Origin of the sequence: Pseudoalteromonas sp. Z1A8 (assembly GCF_011378855.1) — a bacterium.
In the GTDB taxonomy this organism is placed as follows: Bacteria; Pseudomonadota; Gammaproteobacteria; order Enterobacterales; family Alteromonadaceae; genus Pseudoalteromonas.
In genome coordinates this window covers 86360-106985 of sequence record NZ_WTLB01000009.1, presented here as the reverse complement: position 1 = coordinate 106985, position 20626 = coordinate 86360, and the positions used below count along the sequence as shown (strand labels likewise).

At 37.2% G+C, this 20626-nt stretch carries 18 protein-coding genes; all 18 read right to left on the bottom strand.

Annotated elements, in window-relative coordinates; genetic code table 11:
* Positions 1-548: 548 nt before the first annotated feature.
* The 18 genes from GQR55_RS05720 to GQR55_RS05635 all read right to left on the bottom strand — a co-directional run bounded on the left by GQR55_RS05720 (position 549) and on the right by GQR55_RS05635 (position 20447).
* Complete coding sequence (locus GQR55_RS05720; RefSeq protein WP_166419802.1) at positions 549-1553, bottom strand: NAD-dependent epimerase; 1005 nt, start codon at positions 1551-1553, stop codon at positions 549-551.
* A 91-nt stretch (positions 1554-1644) separates the two neighbouring features.
* On the bottom strand, positions 1645-1992 hold the full coding sequence (locus GQR55_RS05715) for a four helix bundle protein (protein ID WP_166419801.1): 348 nt from the start codon (positions 1990-1992) through the stop codon (positions 1645-1647).
* Positions 1993-2119: 127 nt separating this feature from the next.
* A complete protein-coding gene (locus GQR55_RS05710) occupies positions 2120-3286 on the bottom strand; it encodes a nucleotide sugar dehydrogenase (RefSeq protein WP_166419800.1) in 1167 nt (388 codons plus the stop codon).
* A 15-nt stretch (positions 3287-3301) separates the two neighbouring features.
* Positions 3302-4417 carry a UDP-N-acetylglucosamine 2-epimerase (non-hydrolyzing) gene (wecB, locus tag GQR55_RS05705; RefSeq protein ID WP_166419799.1) on the bottom strand — a complete coding sequence of 372 codons (1116 nt, stop codon included), beginning with the start codon at positions 4415-4417 and terminating at the stop codon, positions 3302-3304.
* 58 nt (positions 4418-4475) lie between these two features.
* Complete coding sequence (gene wecC, locus GQR55_RS05700; protein WP_166419798.1) at positions 4476-5714, bottom strand: UDP-N-acetyl-D-mannosamine dehydrogenase; 1239 nt, start codon at positions 5712-5714, stop codon at positions 4476-4478.
* 50 nt (positions 5715-5764) lie between these two features.
* Positions 5765-6487, bottom strand: a complete 723-nt coding sequence (locus tag GQR55_RS05695; RefSeq protein ID WP_166419797.1) for a WecB/TagA/CpsF family glycosyltransferase — start codon at positions 6485-6487, stop codon at positions 5765-5767.
* Positions 6477-7553, bottom strand: a complete 1077-nt coding sequence (locus tag GQR55_RS05690; protein ID WP_166419796.1) for a glycosyltransferase family 4 protein — start codon at positions 7551-7553, stop codon at positions 6477-6479. The genes GQR55_RS05695 and GQR55_RS05690 overlap by 11 nt, the downstream gene beginning before the upstream one ends.
* On the bottom strand, positions 7550-9055 hold the full coding sequence (locus tag GQR55_RS05685; protein ID WP_166419795.1) for a hypothetical protein: 1506 nt from the start codon (positions 9053-9055) through the stop codon (positions 7550-7552). The genes GQR55_RS05690 and GQR55_RS05685 overlap by 4 nt, the downstream gene beginning before the upstream one ends.
* A gap of 10 nt (positions 9056-9065) precedes the next feature.
* Complete coding sequence (locus GQR55_RS05680; RefSeq protein WP_166419794.1) at positions 9066-10010, bottom strand: glycosyltransferase; 945 nt, start codon at positions 10008-10010, stop codon at positions 9066-9068.
* 26 nt (positions 10011-10036) lie between these two features.
* Positions 10037-11326 carry an EpsG family protein gene (locus tag GQR55_RS05675; RefSeq protein ID WP_231616497.1) on the bottom strand — a complete coding sequence of 430 codons (1290 nt, stop codon included), beginning with the start codon at positions 11324-11326 and terminating at the stop codon, positions 10037-10039.
* 24 nt (positions 11327-11350) lie between these two features.
* Positions 11351-12307, bottom strand: coding sequence for a Wzz/FepE/Etk N-terminal domain-containing protein (locus tag GQR55_RS05670; protein WP_166419792.1), 957 nt, complete (start codon positions 12305-12307; stop codon positions 11351-11353).
* Positions 12307-13179, bottom strand: coding sequence for a glucose-1-phosphate thymidylyltransferase RfbA (rfbA, locus tag GQR55_RS05665; protein ID WP_166419791.1), 873 nt, complete (start codon positions 13177-13179; stop codon positions 12307-12309). The genes GQR55_RS05670 and rfbA overlap by 1 nt, the downstream gene beginning before the upstream one ends.
* On the bottom strand, positions 13176-14318 hold the full coding sequence (locus GQR55_RS05660; protein ID WP_166419790.1) for a dTDP-glucose 4,6-dehydratase: 1143 nt from the start codon (positions 14316-14318) through the stop codon (positions 13176-13178). The genes rfbA and GQR55_RS05660 overlap by 4 nt, the downstream gene beginning before the upstream one ends.
* 116 nt (positions 14319-14434) lie before the next feature.
* Positions 14435-16186, bottom strand: a complete 1752-nt coding sequence (locus GQR55_RS05655) for an asparagine synthase-related protein (RefSeq protein WP_166419789.1) — start codon at positions 16184-16186, stop codon at positions 14435-14437.
* Between the two features lie 4 nt (positions 16187-16190).
* Complete coding sequence (locus GQR55_RS05650) at positions 16191-17606, bottom strand: MOP flippase family protein (protein ID WP_166419788.1); 1416 nt, start codon at positions 17604-17606, stop codon at positions 16191-16193.
* Positions 17607-17639: 33 nt separating this feature from the next.
* Complete coding sequence (locus tag GQR55_RS05645; RefSeq protein ID WP_166419787.1) at positions 17640-18689, bottom strand: TDP-N-acetylfucosamine:lipid II N-acetylfucosaminyltransferase; 1050 nt, start codon at positions 18687-18689, stop codon at positions 17640-17642.
* Positions 18690-18726: 37 nt separating this feature from the next.
* The gene (locus tag GQR55_RS05640; protein ID WP_166419786.1) at positions 18727-19305 is read right to left on the bottom strand and encodes an acyltransferase; all 579 of its coding nucleotides are present in this window, start codon (positions 19303-19305) and stop codon (positions 18727-18729) included.
* Positions 19306-19340: 35 nt separating this feature from the next.
* A complete protein-coding gene (locus GQR55_RS05635; protein ID WP_166419785.1) occupies positions 19341-20447 on the bottom strand; it encodes a DegT/DnrJ/EryC1/StrS family aminotransferase in 1107 nt (368 codons plus the stop codon).
* Positions 20448-20626: the final 179 nt, after the last annotated feature.

Genomic DNA, 20626 nt, shown 5'->3' with positions numbered 1-20626 from the left:
TCCATAAAACAACTCAACAAGCGCGGCGTAAAGCCCCGCCCACAAATAACACCACCCCGTAGGCGGGAGTTTACCTCGCGCAGGTCTTATCGCGGAATTTACCTCGTGCAAATAAAACATAAGCTAAAAAAAAGCGCGGCATAAAGCCCCGCCCACAAATAAAACGCGCCCCGTAATCTGTAGGCGGGAGTTTACCTCGCGCAGCTCTTGAGAGTTTACCTCGCGCAGCTCTTGAGAGCTTACCTTCATGCATCCATAAAACAACTCAACAAGCGCGGCATAAAGCCCCGCCCACAAATAACACCACCCCGTAGGCGGGAGTTTACCTCGCGCAGCTCTTGAGAGTTTACCTTCACGCATCCATAAAACAACTCAACAAGCGCGGCGTAAAGCCCCGCCCACAAATATCACCTAACCCGTAGGCGGGAGTTTACAATATACAACCCTGTAGGTACGAATTTGCTTTGCGCTCAAGTAATTTAAAGCCAATAAAAAACACTGTCTCAAATTGAGAACAGTGTTTTTAAATGACTTACAAATTGTAACTTTTATTTATAAAAATCTTTATACCACTTAACTAATTCGTTAACACCTTGCTTAACATCAACCTGCGCTTTATAGCCTGTCGCATTAAATAAATCTGTAGTGTCGGCAAAGGTTTTATAAACATCACCTGATTGCATTTCACGGAAGTTCTTTTTAGCTTCAGTACCGAGCTCAGCCTCAATAGCTTCAATAAACTTCATTAAATTTATTGGGCTACCGTGACCAATGTTATAAACCGAATAAGGGGCAGAACTAGATGCTGGCGAGCCAGTTTCTACTCTCCAATCAGGGTTTGCAGCGGGTATAACATCGGCTGCACGTACAACGCCTTCTACTATGTCGTCTATGTAAGTAAAGTCACGCCACATATCGCCATTGTTGTTTATGTCAATCGTGTCACCAGCAAGTATTTTTTTAGTAAAAATATACGGTGCCATATCTGGGCGACCCCATGGACCATAAACAGTAAAAAAGCGCAGCCCTGTTGTAGGTAAGCTATACAAGTGAGAATAGCTATGTGCCATTAGCTCATTCGCTTTTTTAGTTGCAGCATAAAACGACACAGGATGATCAACACTGTCAGTTGTTTCAAACGGTGTTTTTTCGTTTAAGCCATATACAGAGCTCGATGAAGCATAAACCAAGTGCTTAACTTTATTATTACGACACCCTTCAAGCACATTTAAGTGCCCTACTAAGTTAGAGTCTGCATAAGCATCAGGGTTTTCTATTGAATACCTAACACCGGCTTGCGCCGCTAAATGGATTACTTTATCAAACTGCTGTACTTTAAATAACTCGCTCATTGCTGGGCGTTCACTTATATCAAGCTTAATAAATGTAAATGCTTCATGGTTTTCAAACTGCGCTAAACGAGCTAGTTTTAAATTTACATCGTAATAGTCATTAAGGTTATCAATACCAACGACTACATGGCCGGCCGCTAACAATTTTTGGCATGTTGCCGCCCCAATAAAACCAGCAGCACCCGTTACTAAATATTTCATAATTTCCTAATCTTTAAGCTGATAAAGTTGAAAGTTGAAAGTTGAAAGTTGAAAGTTGAAAGTTGAAAGTTGAAAGTTGAAGACTAAAAGCCTAATCCCAAGTTTCAATAGTTTTCATTAAGGCAGATATCATCTTTGATAACTGCCTAGACTCTTCTATCCAGGTTTCTGCTGTTTTTGTATCAACCTCACCAATTTTTAAGGCAATATATATTTGTGAGCGAAGCTCACCACAGCTACCTTTAGAGTAAGAGAGAAAACGGCAGTAATCTTTAGCTGTCTTTCTCTCATAACCCTCCGCAATATTTGATGAAATTGATAATGCTGAGCGTGTAATTTGATCTTTTAAACCAAATTGCTTACTTGCCTTAAAATAAATAAAAACTTCACAAGCTAAATCGGCAGAGCGCTGCCATACATTTAAGTCCTCAAATTGCACAACGCCCCCTAATATAAATTCACCTTAGTTTTTGACTTATACTTTAGCCTTTAGTCTTTAACATTTAACCTTTCGTCTTTAAACTTTAGTCTTTAACCTTTAACCTTTAGTCTTTAAACTTTGTTTATTAATCGCTACCAAACAAATCGCGAGTATAAACTTTGTCAGCAATATCGCTTAGCTCTTCAACCATACGGTTAGATACAACAACGTCAGATATTTGCTTGAATTCATTTAAATCTTTAATTACACGAGAATGATAAAACTCATTTTCTTCAAGCACTGGTTCGTATACAACAACCTCAATACCTTTCGCTTTAATACGCTTCATAATGCCTTGAATAGCAGAAGCTCTAAAATTATCAGATCCTGTTTTCATTACTAAACGATACACACCAACCACTTTAGGATTTCGTTTAATTATTGAATCAGCAATAAAATCTTTACGTGTAGTATTGGCATCAACAATTGCACCAATAATATTATTAGGTACATTTGCGTAATTTGCTCGTAATTGTTTCGTATCTTTTGGCAAACAATAACCGCCATAACCGAATGATGGGTTGTTATAATGATTACCAATACGAGGGTCTAAACTAACACCTTGTATTATTTGCTTAGAGTTTAATCCATGTGCTTCAGCGTAGCTGTCAAGTTCATTAAAATAAGCGACGCGCATTGCTAAGTAAGTATTTGAGAATAACTTAATAGCTTCCGCTTCTGTTGAATCAGTAAACAGTACTTCAATATCTTCTTTTATAGCGCCTTGCTTAAGTAAATTAGCAAATACTGTTGCGCGATCACTTTGCTCACCAACAACAATACGTGATGGATATAAGTTATCGTGCAGCGCTTTGCCTTCACGCAAAAATTCTGGTGAAAATATTAAATTACTAATTCCAAATTTTTCTTTAATACTTTGCGTAAAGCCAACAGGCACCGTCGATTTAATGACCATAACTGCATTTGGGTTATACGCTATAGTCTCTTTAATTACAGCTTCTACAGTACTCGTATTAAAGTAGTTATTTTCAACATCGTAATCAGTGGGTGTAGCAATTATTACAAACTCGGCATTTTTATAAGCAGCTACTTTATCTATAGTGGCTGTAAAGTCTAAATCACTGCGCGTTAAAAACGCGCTAATCTCAGCATCTACAATAGGCGACTGCTTATTATTTAAAAGTGCTATTTTTTGCTCATCTATGTCTAAAGCAACAACCTCATTGTGTTGTGATAACAGCATGGCGTTTGAAAGCCCAACATACCCTGTACCTACGACAGCTATCCTCATATTTATTCCCTTTGACTATTTACCCAGTAGGCTATTAATAATACGCTGGCTTGATAAACCATCACCATACGGATTATGCGCTACACTCATTTCTTTATAAAGCGATGGATTTTCAATAAGTTCACTTACTGCATCAACTATTTTATCCACATCAGTACCGACTAACTTTACCGTACCGGCAGCAACTGCTTCTGGTCGTTCGGTTGTCTCACGCATAACCAACACCGGCTTACCTAAACTAGGAGCTTCCTCCTGAACACCACCCGAATCAGTAAGGATTAAGTATGATTTATCCATTAAAAACACAAAAGGTAAGTAATCTTGAGGGTCGATAAGCTTAACATTATCTTTGTCGGCTAAAAGTCGGTTAACAGGCTCTTGTACATTTGGATTTAAATGCACAGGATAAACAAAATTGAAATCAGGATACTTAGTTGCAAGTTGAGAAATAGATTCACATATACGTTCAAACCCGCCACCAAAGCTTTCACGGCGGTGGCCCGTGACTAAAATATATGGTTTATCTACTATGTGAGTAAATTTTACATTCATTTGCTGCTGAACACTTTCTTTGGAAAGAACTTCCTGCTTTACTTTTAATAATGCATCAATCACGGTATTACCCGTAATGACGATTGAAGAATCAGCAATATGCTCACGTAATAAATTATCTGCAGAGGCTTGTGTAGGCGCGAAATGCTTCGCTGTTAAGACGCTTGTTAATGTACGATTTGCTTCTTCTGGCCATGGGCTATATAAATTACCTGTTCGCAGACCAGCCTCAATATGCCCTATATTTACTTGCTTATAAAATGCAGCCATTGATGCTGAAAATGTTGTTGTTGTATCGCCATGCACTAATACCCAGTCAGGTTTAAAGTCATCTAGCACATCACGTAAACCGAGTAATATCTTACTGGTAATATCGTAGAGATCTTGACCTGCTTTCATTATATTTAAATCATAATCAGGAGTAATTTCAAAAAGTTCGAGTACTTGATCTAACATTTCTCGGTGCTGTGCAGTAACACACACTTTAGATTCAATAGCAGGCTCTTGCGCTAACGCTAATACCAATGGTGCCATTTTAATAGCTTCAGGGCGGGTACCAAATACAGTTAAAACTTTCATTTACTTTCCTAGCAAAAGCCTGCGGACTAAATTCGGCAAGCTTTCTACATTTTTTAAATTAAAAAATACCGCGACTATCTACAACTGCTTTTTTAGCAACCAATTCAGGGGCGATAGCTTTAAATTGCTTATGATCGACTAAAACAGCTAGCGTATTACTCAATTCCAGTGCAGTTTCAAGACTTACCAACTCTACACCTAGTTCGGTTAATGACTCTGGTAGCTTATTTATATTAGGTTCTACTACCAGCACTTTAGCTATATTTTGTTGAGCCAACATTTTAGTAATATCAAGTGCAGGGCTTTCGCGCAAATCATCAATATCGGCTTTGAAAGCAATTCCTAAGCAAGCAACAACTGGTTTTTTAAACTGCTCAGCGGCTTCAATAATTTGATTTAATACATAATGAGGCTTGCTGTCATTAACTTCACGAGCTTGACGAATCAGCTTAGCTGTATCAGGCGCTGAACTCACAATAAACCAAGGGTCAACAGCTATACAATGCCCACCTACACCCGGCCCGGGGTTCAAAATATTAACTCTAGGGTGGCGATTAGCCAATTTAATGAGTTCCCACACGTTTATATCTAATTCATCACATATCATCGATAATTCATTTGCAAAAGCAATATTTACATCTCGAAATGAGTTTTCTGTCAACTTAGCCATTTCAGCAGTACGTGCATTTGTGAGTAAGCATTCGCCTTTTACAAATATTTTATAAAGTGATATCGCTTTCTCAGAACAAGCCTGCGACATACCACCAATAACGCGATCGTTTTCAACAAGCTCACGCAGTACATGACCAGGTAATACACGTTCAGGGCAATGCGCTATTTTTATATCTGCATTATCACCATGGGTTTGCGGAAAAGTTAAATCCGGGCGCGCTTGTTCTAACCACTTAGCAAGCTTCTCAGTCGCACCTACCGGTGAGGTCGACTCTAAAATAACTAAGTTCCCCTTTTCGAGCACAGGTGCAATTGCGTTAGCTGCAGACTCAATGTAAGTAAGATCGGCTTCGTAGTTATCTTTAAATGGAGTAGGCACTGCTACCATAAACGCATCTGCTTTTTCAGCTTGCGTAGTCGCACGTAAATTACCGGCTTTTACTACGCTGCGCACAACAATATCTAAGTCGGGTTCAACAATATGTACATTACCAGCGTTTATAGTATCAACAGCATGTTGACTAACATCAACACCAATTACATTTACACCGCGCGATGCTATCACCGCAGCGGTTGGCAAACCTATATAACCTAAACCAATAACAGATACATTTCTAAATAACATTAAAACCTCAAAATCTGAATTAAACAAAGTGAATTTGCGCGTATAAGTTACTATATTTTTTTTGTTAAATAGTAATATATATATTTGAGTAAATTACCTTGACGAAATAGGCGCGATGGTTGTGATAGCAATCTAAATAACCACTCTAAATTCAAGGTTCTAAAAAATAGAGGTGCACGTTTTACATTGTTTGTAAAAACATCATAAGTACCACCTACGCCCATAAAAAAAGAATCTGGCGCATACTTAATACATTCAAAAATAAATAACTCTTGTCGTGGAGAACCTAATGCTACACTAACTACCTTAGCACCAGACTTTATAATTTCATCAATAACGGATTGCTCTTGTTCTTTAGTGAAATAACCATCTTTATAGCCTACAACATCAACACCTAGCGATGTTAATTTTTCATAAGTTTGTAGCACTGTACTTTGGGTTGCACCAAGTAAAAAAACGGGTATTTGCTGCTCAACAGAACGAAGCATTAAACGCTCCCATAATTCACAGCCAGGAATTCTAGCAACTTTTGAACCTAAACGCTTTTGCATAACATAAGACACACCAATACCGTCAGGATAACGAAGTGTTGCATTTTGCAAAATACTCATAATATAAGGATCGTTTTTTGCGGCCATAATCTTTTCTGGGTTAATTGCTATACCCACGCCAGGTTGTATACCCTGAGTTGTCAAAATTGACGAGCTTATAAGTTCATCTATGGATTGGTAAGCAGCAACATCAATGCCGCCTATATTTACTTTATTTATCATTAAAGTTTTTCGCTTGTAACTTGGTGTACATATTAAATATTTGCTTTGCAACCACCGATAAACGATATTTTTGTGCTGTATTAGTTGCACTATCACTCATGCTTGCATATTGTTTTTCTGACATGCTTAAAATACGTTGTATTGCATTAATAGTACTTGAACAAACACTGCCGTCTTGATTTGGTATTAAAAAACCGTTTTTTCCATCTGCTACTTGCGTACTAGCGCCATCTGTTTGAGTGGCCACAACTAAAGCACCGCATGCCATAGCCTCACTCATCACCAAGCCAAACGATTCATTATATGATAAATTAATCAACATAGAACTTGAGTTATAAATTGTAACCAACTGCTGCGGGTTACAGCTATTAAAATATGAAATGCTCACATTTTTATTATTTTTAACACGCTCTATAAACGTATTATCGCCATCCCCTACTATTGCCACACGTATTTTACAAGGAAATGCGATTAAAATCTTCTCCAGTCTTTCAATTCCTTTATTTTTGTCAAGCTGGCCCACAAACACAACATCATACTGCTTCTCTTTAAAGCTACTTTTTTCATGTTTTTGATAAAAAACCTCATTCACACCAGCGCTTAATACAGTGCAAGGTACTTGCTTAAAAAAGCGTGCTTTTAGTTCATCGCTTACAAAAATTGATTCATCAACAAAATCAATACACTTTTTGTATATTCCACTAGGGGGGGAATAACTATAAATATCACTACCATGAAAAGTTACAGCAATTTTAACTTTCCAATTTCTTAGTATTTTGTAAGTAATAGCTAACAAAATATTAGGGAAGAAAAAATGAACATGAATAATGTCTAATTTTTTTACCGAAAAAATATATTTAAATAAAAAATGAAGTGCAAAAAGAGGATATCGAAATAAGCGCAATAAACCAGACTTCTTTTCTTGATCTAGATAAAAGTAATTCATATCTAAATCAGTATACTTTTTTAGGCTAGTATACTGGTTCATTATAAATCGCCCTGAATTAGGTTTATTTTTGCTTGGCCCCATATTAGACAGCAGTAGTACACGTATTGCTTTTTTCATTTTTTTTTATTTTCCATACGCTTGTTTTTTACGCCATAATTTGCACGTGATGGAATAAAATGGAACATTAGCCTATAAATCAATTGTATAGATGGAATTGTTACGGGGTTTGATAGTGGAGTATATCCTGATTCAACTTTGATTTTTTTATACTTTACAGCCACTTTGCTCCATATTTTTTTAAGCGCTCGGTAGCGAACCGCTTTAGCGTAATCTTGCTGTATAAAAGAATCAAAGATCCCCCTTGCAGCAAAAGGTGAAACAACAGTAAAAAATTGCGCAGCTAAAATATTACTGCCAAAAATAGTATATCTGCCACCTCTCCCATATAAAAACTCATAATAAGTCACTTTTTGGTAATCCGTTAACGCTAGGCTATCTGTACGTTGAACAAAGTCTTGCCACAAAATAGTAAATTCTTTATCGGTTAACTCTTTGTACCTTAAACGCATTAAAGTTTTTGCCTTAAAATTAATCACACTATAAATAAACGGAAATAACTTTAAAACTTCACCTCTTTTGCCTTTAAAATTTATATAAGTGCCACGCTGAAATAAATCACCTAAATAACCATCAAAAAATATTTTTGCTTGTTCAAAGTGTTGTGCTACAAAACTATAATTAGTTAATAGCCTTGGAATAGGGTTGAGTGTGCCAAAAGCCATTTCATCTAAAATAGCCTGCTCTTGTTCATGTAATGGTTGCTCACTATAATCAAAAGCTAAATACGTTTTAAAATCCTCACTAAAGCTGGCAGCTATTTCTCTCTCTGGTGAGTTATCTGGCCCATAAGTAAAGCCATATTTATAAGTGCCATTTGCCAATAAATACCTAGAATCAAGGCCGCTACTGATAGGTAATATTTTAGAGTGCTCTTGCCAAAGTGAAGTTAACTTTTTAACAGCGTCAGCTAATGAATCTAAAGGCTTAGCTTCATGAAATACGAAATAAGAGCGCTCACTCATCACTCCAACACAGCTCCCAGGGGTTAGCCTCTGCAAGCCATCAAAAAGAGTGTAATTACCAAACAAGTGGTTTTTCTTATTTAAAATACATTGCATGTCATGGTTGAGATGATGCGAATCATTTTTTAACACTTTAACGCTAGGGGCAACACGTAACTCAGTCGATAGCTTGTCGATAAAGTGCGTTGATAAACCAAGCGGATCGGTAAAAACAAACTCTTCGTGCTCATTTTGCCAAAAAAGCGTAAACACACCAGTCAAAACATTATTTAAAACGTCAATTCCTTGTGCCACTATATCGTTAGCTAAAAGAGTTAATGGGTTTAGCTGCTCTTTATAAATAAACCAGCCTGACATAATAAAAATATTATGCTCTATATGCTCATACGGTAATTGCGACCAATTTTCCTCGTCATATACAATGCAACCGGTGACTCTACACGCATGTGGAAAATCGAAAATACGGCTATTGTTTTTAGTCAAATAAAGTGACGACGGTAGTCGTTCTTTATCGCAATTAATATACATGCCACGCATCAAATGCCCCTTAATAATCCGAAGTAGTCATACTGACTGAAGAACGCTGCTGACGTTTCAATAAATAGTACTCAAGTGGCTTTTTACCAAAAAGACTGCCAAGTACCAGTTTCGCAAATACGCGCATTGATAGGGGTGACATTTTTAGGGCTTTAAAATAATGTGTTATTGCAGTAGTACGATTACCACTTCTTAGCTCAAAATCAGCAAGGCTTTCATATTGACGCGCAAGGCCTTTCTTTAAACCTAAACTTATATACTCAGCCTCATATTTAGCAATAACCGCCCTATGCCCATTCGCTTTTGAAATTGGGTTACACGATATACCATCATCCGCTAACTGATAGGTGATCAAAGGCTGCGCAATATGTATTGCTTTGTATTTTTTTGCTAGTCGAAGTAATAAGTCATAGTCTTGCATGCTGGGTAAGTTGCTATCAAAGCCATTAATTGATCGGATAGCTGTTGTTGATATAAGTAAAACGGAGGTACAAATCCCAAAGCCTTGCTTTAGCAGAGACAAATAAAAATCATCATCGCTTACACAAGTAAAATACCGCTTCCAGCCTTGATATTCTAAAAACATATCTGAATAGCAAATATCTGCATCGCTCGAATTTAAAGCAGCCACTTGAGTCTCTAATTTTGTATCAACCCATAAATCATCATCGTCTAAAAAAGCAACATACTCACCTTTGGCTGCATCTAAACCTGTGTTTCTAGCTTGGCAAGCGCCTTTATTTTTATCGTGGCGTATATAATGAATGCGCTCATCGTTAGCGTATCCAGCCATAATATCAGCTGTTAAACGTCTGTCTTCACCTGAAGGGTCATTATCATCAACAACAATAATTTCCAAACATGAATAAGTTTGACTTTTAACACTTTCAATCGCTTTTAATAAAGCCTCTGCGCGCTTAAAGGTAGGTATTATAACTGTAACTAATTTATTCATATTTAGGCCTAAATAAGAGGGTACAACTATTTATTACGGTATCCATCATAATAAATAACTTCGGTGTTCCAATAGTGCTTAAACATCACAAGGTAATCAAAGCCACGCCTCTCTAATGGGTGGATATGTTTATCACCTTTATAAAAAAATTTACTTTCGTTTATTAGCACTACATATGAAAAAGCAGCTATATGAAAACCCATCAATAAAAACAAAAACACGCCTGTGATCGACTTAGGTTTTATATATTGCAAAGCAAAAAGTAGCATTGGTGCGTAAAGTAAGTACAAAGGTAGAAAAATACGATGCAACTCCTCACCTATAAAAAACAGTGCCACCGAGCTGAGTAAGGTTAAGTAACTCATCATGTTAAACAACCTTAAATAAGCAACATTATTGGTTTTTAAATAACCGGGTAGTGCAATAAGGTTCACAACAATAAAAAACAACAACGAAGGAAGCTTTGAAAAATTAGGTTCAAATACTAATCGCGTCAGTATTTTATTCACCATATAATTATTAACCACAGAGCCGAGTACTTTAATGCTAACTACGCCCACTAGAGCCACTAATATAAACCCTAAAAATATGACAATAAGTTGTGACGCACTCCAGCGGCGAGTTAAATGTTTACTAAAAATAAGTAAAGGAAGTAATAAAATAAACGTAGAAAAGTGAACAAGCCCCCCTAAAATAAAAATAAGGCTGCCATGTTTTTTATTTTTTTGCGCATACCAAACTCCCATAAGTAAAATAGGAACTGCCATGCATGTACGTATCAAGTGCCACTGAAACTGAAAAAATTTATAAAACAAAATAATCAGTAAAAAACATAATAGCGGGCTTGGTCCATCAACTAACTTACAAAATTTCCAGATTAATCCATAAGTGATTAATACGGATAAAAAATAATATGTAAAAATATCGTTATCGGTAAACCAGGCTACAGCCCAGCTATAAAATCCAAATAAGGCATCACCATGCTTAGCATATAATAATGATACGCTAAGCATTCCAGAGAGTTCATCATAGCGATCATAAGCCATTAAATATGACGGCATATCGTCAGAGCCACCCCACAAATAACCTATAAACCTTGAGGCTATTAACATACTTAACGATACAGAAATAACACCAACTAACAAATTATCTAAACGCGTTTTTTTTACGGCAAATGCATACAAAAAAAGCCCAAGGACCCACAAAATAAACGGTAAAAATAACCAGCCTAAAAGCAATAGGCAGCTAGAAATGTATAACTTAGCGTTTACTTTGTTATATACGTTTAAAGTATTTGTATCATTACTACTATTCAATATGTTAACTCGCAAGTTCATATATTAAGAACGTGCATTTGAGGACTTATTCTCACGAATAAAGTGTATAAGCAATACAGTAATACATATAAAAAACACCGAAAAAACAGCTCCTAGAATACATATAACAGCTCTGTTCGGAGACGACTTTTGCTCTTCAACAATAGGGCTTTCTATTACCTTAAATGCAAACTCTTTTCTCACTTTGGCAAGCAGCATAGACTTTGTTTGCTCTTCAATAATAGTGTAAAAAACGTTTTGCATTTCAGCTATATTGGTATTGGCTAATTCTTCATTGAGATATTTAATACTTTCTTTGTTTTCCGCTATTTCGCGCTCTCTTACTGATTTATTAATTAGCGTAACGATGTTTTCGACATACGTTTTAGCAATACGCGGATCAATATGCTCATACGAAATTTCAACCAATCCTGTTACTTTGTCTTCTTTAACTGTTAGTTTTTTTACAAAATATTCATACGCTTCGTACAAAGTCGGCTCAAGTGTCTTTTGGGTTTCTTCGTCAACTAACCACTTACCATTTTTATAAATAGTATCATCAAGCTCAAGTTCCTCAGTATCTTTGTCCCACTTTTTTGCTGCAAATAAGTTTACTTTTACATTATTTTTTTCGATAAATTTATATAAAAAATCTTTTGATTTAATTATTTCTAAATAAACAGCTGTTTTGTCACTTGAGCCGCCTAAATTAATACCGGCTACGCTAGCTAACCCTCCAAACTGGCCTGCTAAAGAAGATAAGCCACTGCTTTGCTGCTCTTGCTGAGGAGAAAGTAACACTGACGATTTATACATATTAGGAAGCGTTAATGAATACGCCAAAATACCTGCACAAGATAAAAAAGACAGCACAATAATCAGCCACTTTTTGTTCCATAAAATTAGCCATAACTCAACAAGGTCAAGTGCATTACTATTGTCTGAGTTTGGTGTTGGAAACTGATTTAAATTTTGAGACATTAATGTGTTCCTGCTGCCAGTTTTAAAAGGTACTGACCGTAACCAGTTTTATTAAGTGCGTGCCCCTGCTCCACAAGTGCATCTTTTGTTAACCAATCTTGCGTATAAGCAATTTCTTGTAAGCAAGCAATTTTAAAGCCTTGTCGTTTTTCAACCGTTTGAACAAACAACGACGCCTCCATTAAGCTATCGTGAGTGCCGGTGTCTAACCAGGCAAAGCCGCGCCCTAATACTTCAACTTTTAAATTTTTATCTTCTAAGTATGCTTGGTTAATTGCTGTAATTTCTAGCTCACCGCGCTCAGAAGGTTCAACTTGCTTCGCTTTTTGTATTACCGAGTTGTCATAAAAATACAATCCAGTAACAGCATAATTAGACTTTGGATTTAATGGTTTCTCTTCAATTGAAATACCATTAAAGTGTTCATCAACCTCTACCACACCAAAGCGTTCAGGGTCGTTTACTTGATAAGCAAAAACGCATGCTCCTTGCTCAATTTTTGCCATCGCTTTTAATTTAGGTGAAAAATTAGCACCATAAAAAATATTATCGCCTAAAATCAAGCAAACTGAATCTTGGCCAATAAAGTCCTCACCAATTATAAAGGCTTGAGCTAATCCTTCTGGTTTTTCTTGAATTGCATACGTCAGATTTATACCAAAATTACTACCATCACCGAGCAGAGCTTTAAATTGAGCCTGATCATGTGGAGTCGTAATAATCAAAATATCTTTAATGCCAGCAAGCATTAATACCGACAGTGGATAATAAATCATCGGTTTATCATAAACAGGTAAAATTTGCTTTGAAACTCCTAGCGTAATTGGGTGTAGTCTAGAACCACTGCCGCCAGCTAAAATTATTCCTTTCATGTGTTTTCTCCTAAACGTTCTCGCTGATAAGTTCCGGCTTGTACTTGCTTACACCAATCAAGGTTCTCTAAGTACCACATTATTGTTTTACTAATACCCGACTCAAACGTTTCTTGCGGTTGCCAATTAAGTTGACTATCTATTTTTGATGCATCTATTGCATAACGTCTGTCATGTCCTGGTCTATCTTTTACAAACGTTATTAGCTCTTTAAATGATGTTAGGTTACGTGGTTTTTTTTCAATAAGCTTATCCAGCTCTAAACAAATAGTGGTGACCACTTCAAGATTGGTTTTTTCATTATGGCCGCCAATATTATACGTTTCGTCCACTTTACCCTCGGTAGCCACTTTATATAGTGCGCGGGCATGATCCTCAACATATAGCCAATCTCTAATTTGTGAACCATCGCCATAAATAGGCAATGCTTTACCTTCTAACGCATTTAAAATAACCAATGGGATGAGTTTTTCTGGAAAATGGAACGGCCCATAGTTATTCGAACAATTAGTAATAACAACGGGTAACCCGTATGTACGTTGCCATGCTCTTACTAAATGGTCAGAACTCGCTTTACTGGCAGAGTATGGGCTGCTTGGTGCGTACGCTGTTTGTTCGGTAAACAGTGGTAAATTTTGAGAAGTGCTAGGTGTTAAGTAAGAGGTGTTTTCACTCTTCACACTTTCCGCTTCACCCTTCACATCATCAGGATGGGGTAAATCACCATACACTTCGTCTGTAGAAATATGATGAAACCTAAAACCAGCTTTAGCGGTATCATTTAGTGTGCACCAATACTCACGTGCCGCTTCAAGCAAGGTATACGTTCCTACAATGTTCGTTTGAATAAAGTCACCGGGACCATCAATAGAGCGATCAACGTGAGACTCAGCCGCTAAATGCATTATTATGTCAGGCTGATAGGTTTTAAAAATGCTATTTAGGTGCACTCGGTCGCAAATATCGCCTTTTACAAAAGTATACCGCTTAGAGCTATCAATGCTTTTTAATGACTGTAAATTACCTGCGTAAGTTAGCTTATCTAAATTAATTACTTTATGTGGTGTCTCGTTTATTAAAAAACGAATCACAGCACTACCAATAAATCCTGCGCCACCCGTAACAACAATAGTTTTCATTAAAAGCCTTTATCTCTACTTATTTATTTTTTGTTTACTAAATATAACGTGTAAACGCAGCAGGTTATTATCGCAAAATAATCTTGCGTTTACCATATTCGCGCGCACTTGAAATTTCACTGTAAGCGTTTTAAATAAAGCTCCACAGTTAATAAACTACCTATTTTTTCAGGTTTTACTGTATCGCTCATGGTAAAAAAACTATTCACAGTTTCATCTACAAACTCACTGCCTAATAACTTTTTAACTTCACTATTGTCTTTACATAAGGTTTTTTTCACAAAGTGTTTAAATTGTGGCTCTCTTAACCACGTATCATAAGCAACATAATGCCTTTTGGGTGTTACGTTTCGGTATAATTTACGAGCTAGCGCTTCAAAAGCAGAGCCTTTAATTAAACCTTTTAAGCGTTGCTTTACAGGGCTTCTTGCAGGCTCAACACTTGTTGATTGCAACGAAATCGGCTTTCCTGTTTGCTGCCACGCAATCGTTTTAAAGTAATCAGGGTAATAACGCAGTAACATCGCATGATAAAGCTTGCCGTTACGGCGATATTCATCAGGTAACGAATACAAAAATTCCACTAAGTCATTATCCATAAAGGGTTTTAAATTATGTAGTTCATGGCTTAGTAAATCACTACCAGCACCAATAAAGCGCACACCCCGGTTATAAATTAAAACAGGGTCGTCATTAGCGTGTTTAAAATAATCATCTGTTATATTGGCATAGGGAGTATGTTCAAAGTAACGCAGGGCTAATCGTTGCTGTTGTGAAAGTGATGATTTATCCTCAGCAAATAAATAACTACCACCAAAGGTAACATCACCTAAATAACCGTTAAGTAAATAATTAGAATCAGCTGAAATATTACTTACCGAACTTAACGCATGCATATGTAAAATGTTTTTTAAGCCATCGGTTAGCCATACACCCTGCTCACGTCCTTCAAACCAGTTATGCTCATCAATACTTACCAATTGATTAGATACACCCGCAAGCTGTGCTACTTGTTTTGCCAATACAGCATCATCGCAGCCTGCTTCACCAAAGGTATAGGTTTTTATTGTGCCTTTAAAATGCTCTTTTGCAGCGGCTAGTAACACGCGAGAATCAAGCCCGCCGCTTAACGTTATAGCAAGAGTTGGTTGCTTAATTGTTTTTAAGCAGCGCGAAACTGCATTATCAAATAAGGTATAAGCATCATCTATTGCCTCATCAAACGTTATTGTATTATTTGTTTTAATATCGGCCCAACTCCAATATTGAGCGGTGTCATATTGTAAAGTAGTCATATTAATAGTTGTTATTGAAGCTGGGGCTAAACGTTTAATATTACTAAACAAGGTTTGTGTACCGAGCATATGCCCTACATCAACAAACGTTTTAAGAGCATTGAGATCAATTTGTTGCTTATAGTCAGGGTTTAACACAAGCGCTTTAGGTTCGCTTGCAAAGCCTTTAACTAAATTATTATCATCCCACATATAAAGTGGTTTTATACCAAAGCGATCGGTTACCAGGGTTATTTTTTGTGTTTGTTTATCAAAAATAACAAATGCAAAATAGCCATTTAATTGGCTACATAACTCACTTAAGTTACCAATTAAATACTGATTAGCTATAAGCTCAGCTACATCGCCTTGCTGGCAATCAATAGCATTTATTGAATACACATCACCCCATATATCAACGCTTAAATTTTGATTATTAAAATGATGATGTGCAATATCTGCCGTTGTTTTTATTAGCTGTTGATATTGCCCTTCTATACACCAGCTACTTGAAACTTTACCTGCCACCTCTAATAAACAAGGGTGAGTATCGGGTAATATATTTTTACCAATAAAACCTACTATGCCGGGCATTTTACTAACCTCTAATAAACTTAAATACTTTAATTAATTGTGGAGCTATAGCAAGCACATACCCAACACAAATAAACGCAAACAAATATACTGCCGGTAACATTAATAAAGGCTGTACACAAATCAAAATAAACAACGACACCATAGCAAATGCCAACACTGCTGGCGCAAGCGACAAAGCTAACCGCCCAAACGACAAGCCGCTCACTGGTTTTATTAAATACACCCAATGCAGCATAAATAACACAACTTGCAATAACACCAGCATCTTAACCATTTCAACAATGCCCAACTTAATGCTAAACACAATAATTAACGGCCTGACTATCGTTATTGCAATATTCCACCAAAAACCGCGTTTAACTTGCCCGCTTGCTCTTAAAAGTACACCGATAGGATTCATCATTGAAATAATAAGCATATACAAAGCTAACCAACGTAATAGCTCAGCATGCTCAAGCCATTGCTCACCAAACGTTAGGTTTAAAATTAAGCCCGGAAACAACGCCACAAGGCTATATAAAGGAATATTAATTAAACTAAGCAAACGTAATATCATGCTATATAACAGCGCTAAACTGTGTGTATGTTGATGATTAACCATGAGCGGAAACGCGACTTTATTTACAACCGGGTTAATAAGCTGTAGCGCAGGCCTAAATACAAGCGCTTTTACATAAGCATAAATACCTAATACTTCTGCACCTAATAACTTACCAATTAAAAGCTGATCTAGCTGAGCACTCATAAAATTAACAAAGCTTTCACCTGTTTGATATAAGCCATATTTAATAGGTTCCATAATACTATTTAACCGTAAACGCGTAAGCTTGGGCCGTAAATGTGTAAAACCAATTAACAAGCAGCTACTAAGCATTACTGCATTAATTAACTGCGATATAACAACCGAAAGCAAACGAAAATCAAATATAAGCAACGTAATAAGCACAATAAAGCTTACTACACTGGCAACTACCTCTATTTTAGCAATGCTATTAAAGCGCATAGCTTGCTGTAATAAAGCGAGAGGCTGCTGGCCAAAACTACGAATTAAAAATACCGGCGATAACCACCACAACAATAACGTAAGCGCCTGCATATCAAAAAAAAGCGCCACAGGAAACGCCATTACAAACACCACAGCTGAAATAAACAACCCCAGCAGCACGTTAACGATATAAAGCTGATTAAGTTGGTCTTTAACTAAATTTTTATGGAAAATAAGCGCATTTGAAATACCCGCGTCACCAAAAATTTGGGCAAAACTCACCACCAACTGCACAATAGCCAATATCCCCAGCTCCGCGGGAGTTAAATAGCGCGCCAGTACAATTAATTGCGCCAGCTGTAATACACCTTTGATTATGGTTGAAGACGCCGTCCACGACACGCCACTTAATGCATCGCGTGCTACGCTCATATTATTTTCTTACTAAAAAACAGACCCATTAAGCTACTCATGCAAGTTTTGTAACATAGCTTGCCATTTAGGTGCCAAAGCATCTTCTGTAAAGTGTTGCTGCATTAAGCTTGCATTTTTGCTCTCTTGCTTGTTTGCTAAATAGGCAAGCTCGGTAAAGGTAAATTTGGTGAGTTTTTGCGTTTTATATATGTCAAAACCAAGGGTTGATAAATGACTGTAGCTCGACGTACCATCAAGTAAAAACAAAGGCTTGCCCATAAGCAACATAGCATAAGCTACGTAAAGCCCTTGCTGCCTCTGTTGGGCAAACACAGTTAAATGCACCTCATTTAATAGCGCGTCGTATTGCTGTTTACTTAACATTGTTGTAATAGCATGTACTTTATTAGCAAATAGCGCATTTGCGTGGCTAATCACATCACTAACGTAATTTGGCTCACCACCATAATTAAGCGGCATTACTATTTGTATGTTGCTGTTTGCTAAATGCGTTAACTTATTAAGTGCATCAATATGGTTATTGCTTGGCGCTGCTGAGTTACCTACCAGTATTTTTAATGGTTGCTGCTCGCTAAACTCACTCGGCGTTGTTGTGCTAGCTACTTTCATACCTATCAGCGGGTAAGGTAGTACAGCTACATTTTTGCGCCACAGCACTGTTTTCGCTAATTGTGCATCGCCCGGGTTTAGTGCAAACACCTTATTAAAGCGCCTTATTACTAGCGCATGCAGCACATGCACAATACGCTGCTTAAGTGTGCGCCCCGGCTTTGTGTGGCGATACAGCTCCCCCCCCCATAACACACAGCTACTGCGTTTTATAATAGGATTAAAAAGCAGTTTTTTCCAAATATGCATATCAAATAAACCATGAAACACCACATTATCGGCTTTATTTAAGCTGTTAAATAAAGTAAATAGCTCGTCATTATTTGCATACGTTATAAAGCCCTCTACAGGCTGCGCCGATTTAACCCAAAATTGCTGTGTACAACTAGGCTTACATTGCAGCTCAAAAAATTGCTGCATGGGTAGGTAGTGGTGTGGAGTGTCGGCAAACACATGAATAACTTGGCTCATATAGTTTTACTCATATAGTTTTACTCATATAATTGGCTCACTGCTGCTTGCTATTATAGTAATTTAAAAATGTAGGCACTAAATTTAGTAAGTGTTTACTGCGTGGTTTTATGTATTTTGCTGGTTGACCGGCGTATATACCCCACGCTTGTAAGTCACGGTTAACTAGGGCTAAAGCACCTATAGCAACCCCCTCTGCTATATTTACATTAGGTAAAACAACACTGCCACAACCTATAATAACATGCTTATTAAGTGTAACAGGACCGTGCTCTACGTTAGTAAATTGGCTGTTAATTGTAGGATTGGTTAAGTACTCCCCAGAGTAATCGTCGCTACTTGAGTAAATAGCCACCCGGGATGAAATATTACAAAAGTCGCTAATGATTATTTTACCCGCGCCAATCAGCGAGCTGTAAACCGCTATATGTACATGGCTACCAATAGTAATACCGCCCTCACCTGCACTCAATACGCAAAAGTCATCAATACGCACGTTATTACCAATACTTATTAATCCAACGCCATAAAGCGATGCTTTAGTAGAAATACGCACATTTTTGCCAACACTTAAAAACCCTAAATCGAGTAGTTGTTGCTCTGTATATATAGCCAATTAAAAACTCCTTTTAATTGTAAAACCTGTATTCTTTAACTAGCCTGTTTAAGCGCTGTAATTAAGCATTCGCAAATTTCATCAACGCCACCAAGCGTTAAATCGGTATACATAGGTAAGCATAAAATACGCTCACTAATGTTATTAGCTATAGGAGTGCTACCTTGCATACCATAGGCGGGAACCAATGATAAACTCGGATAAAAATAACGACGTGTTTGTACACCGCACTCAGTTAATGCTTTTTGCACCTGCACGAGTACCGCTTCACTATTGAGTAAAACAGGCATATAAGCACCATTATTCTCGCCACTGTCATGCCATTGTTGCAACTGCACCCCGGCAATAGCAGCTAATCGCTCGGCATAGCGAGCAGCCAGAGCACGGCGCTGCGCTGTAATGTGCGGCAAGCCTTTAAATACACTTAACCCCATGGCTGCATGCATTTCGCTCATTTTAGCGTTTATACCAACAAATTCAGGGTGTTGTTGTGCGTCAAAACCAAAATTAATAAGTTGTTTTGCTTTTAAATAGTCGGCTTTGTGTTTAAAAATAATAGCGCCACCTTCAACACTATGAAATAGTTTAGTGGCATGCAAACTCAATGTTGCAGCGTCGCCATAGCGCAGTACACTTTCACCGTTAAGGTTACTAGCAAAAGCGTGGGCGGCATCGTAAATCACTTTTAAGTTATGCTGCTTTGCAACTTGCTCAATGGCATTAACATCGCACGGATTACCAAATACATGCACCCCAACAATAGCGCTGGCTTGGTTGAGTTGCATGGTACTTGCTTTGGTTATATCTATATTGTAAGTGTTAGGGTCAATATCAATAAATTCAGGGGTAATACCTGCAAAGCATAACGAGCTTGCAGTAGCGGCAAATGAAAAGGGCGTGGTTAATACGTTATTTTTTTTATGGGTATCAATATTAAGTGCGGCAAAGGCTACTTGCAGTGCCAATGTCCCATTAGCAACTAGCAATAAGTGTTCAACATTAAAATACTCTGCCAATTGCTGTTCAAGTTGTTGTAAGCAAGGGCCATTATTTGTTAACCAACAACGTGCAAAAATAGTCTCTATATGTGCAGTGTAATCGTTTAATACTGGTAAAAATGGCTTAACAATGGGGTATTTCACTTTGAATGCTCACAAAACTAAACAGTGTCGCAGTGTAGCAAACAACAGGAGGATTGTGAATTTTGAATTAAACATTAAACATTAAACATTAAACAGTCGCATTTAAATTAAATATTATTGGTCAGCATTAAAAAAGCGAGCCTAAGCTCGCTTTTTATTATAAACCAACTGGTTTATGT

Excerpts from the sequence above, each read along its gene's own strand:
- GQR55_RS05645 (WP_166419787.1), bottom strand. The coding sequence starts at position 18,689 with ATGAGCCAAGTTATTCATGTGTTTGCCGACACTCCACACCACTACCTA.
- wecB (WP_166419799.1), bottom strand. The coding sequence starts at position 4,417 with ATGAAAGTTTTAACTGTATTTGGTACCCGCCCTGAAGCTATTAAAATG.
- GQR55_RS05660 (WP_166419790.1), bottom strand. The coding sequence starts at position 14,318 with ATGAAAACTATTGTTGTTACGGGTGGCGCAGGATTTATTGGTAGTGCT.
- GQR55_RS05685 (WP_166419795.1), bottom strand. The coding sequence starts at position 9,055 with ATGCGTGGCATGTATATTAATTGCGATAAAGAACGACTACCGTCGTCA.
- GQR55_RS05670 (WP_166419792.1), bottom strand. The coding sequence starts at position 12,307 with ATGTCTCAAAATTTAAATCAGTTTCCAACACCAAACTCAGACAATAGT.
- rfbA (WP_166419791.1), bottom strand. The coding sequence starts at position 13,179 with ATGAAAGGAATAATTTTAGCTGGCGGCAGTGGTTCTAGACTACACCCA.
- GQR55_RS05680 (WP_166419794.1), bottom strand. The coding sequence starts at position 10,010 with ATGAATAAATTAGTTACAGTTATAATACCTACCTTTAAGCGCGCAGAG.
- wecC (WP_166419798.1), bottom strand. The coding sequence starts at position 5,714 with ATGTTATTTAGAAATGTATCTGTTATTGGTTTAGGTTATATAGGTTTG.
- GQR55_RS05710 (WP_166419800.1), bottom strand. The coding sequence starts at position 3,286 with ATGAGGATAGCTGTCGTAGGTACAGGGTATGTTGGGCTTTCAAACGCC.
- GQR55_RS05720 (WP_166419802.1), bottom strand. The coding sequence starts at position 1,553 with ATGAAATATTTAGTAACGGGTGCTGCTGGTTTTATTGGGGCGGCAACA.
- GQR55_RS05650 (WP_166419788.1), bottom strand. The coding sequence starts at position 17,606 with ATGAGCGTAGCACGCGATGCATTAAGTGGCGTGTCGTGGACGGCGTCT.
- GQR55_RS05690 (WP_166419796.1), bottom strand. The coding sequence starts at position 7,553 with ATGAAAAAAGCAATACGTGTACTACTGCTGTCTAATATGGGGCCAAGC.
- GQR55_RS05655 (WP_166419789.1), bottom strand. The coding sequence starts at position 16,186 with ATGCCCGGCATAGTAGGTTTTATTGGTAAAAATATATTACCCGATACT.
- GQR55_RS05695 (WP_166419797.1), bottom strand. The coding sequence starts at position 6,487 with ATGATAAATAAAGTAAATATAGGCGGCATTGATGTTGCTGCTTACCAA.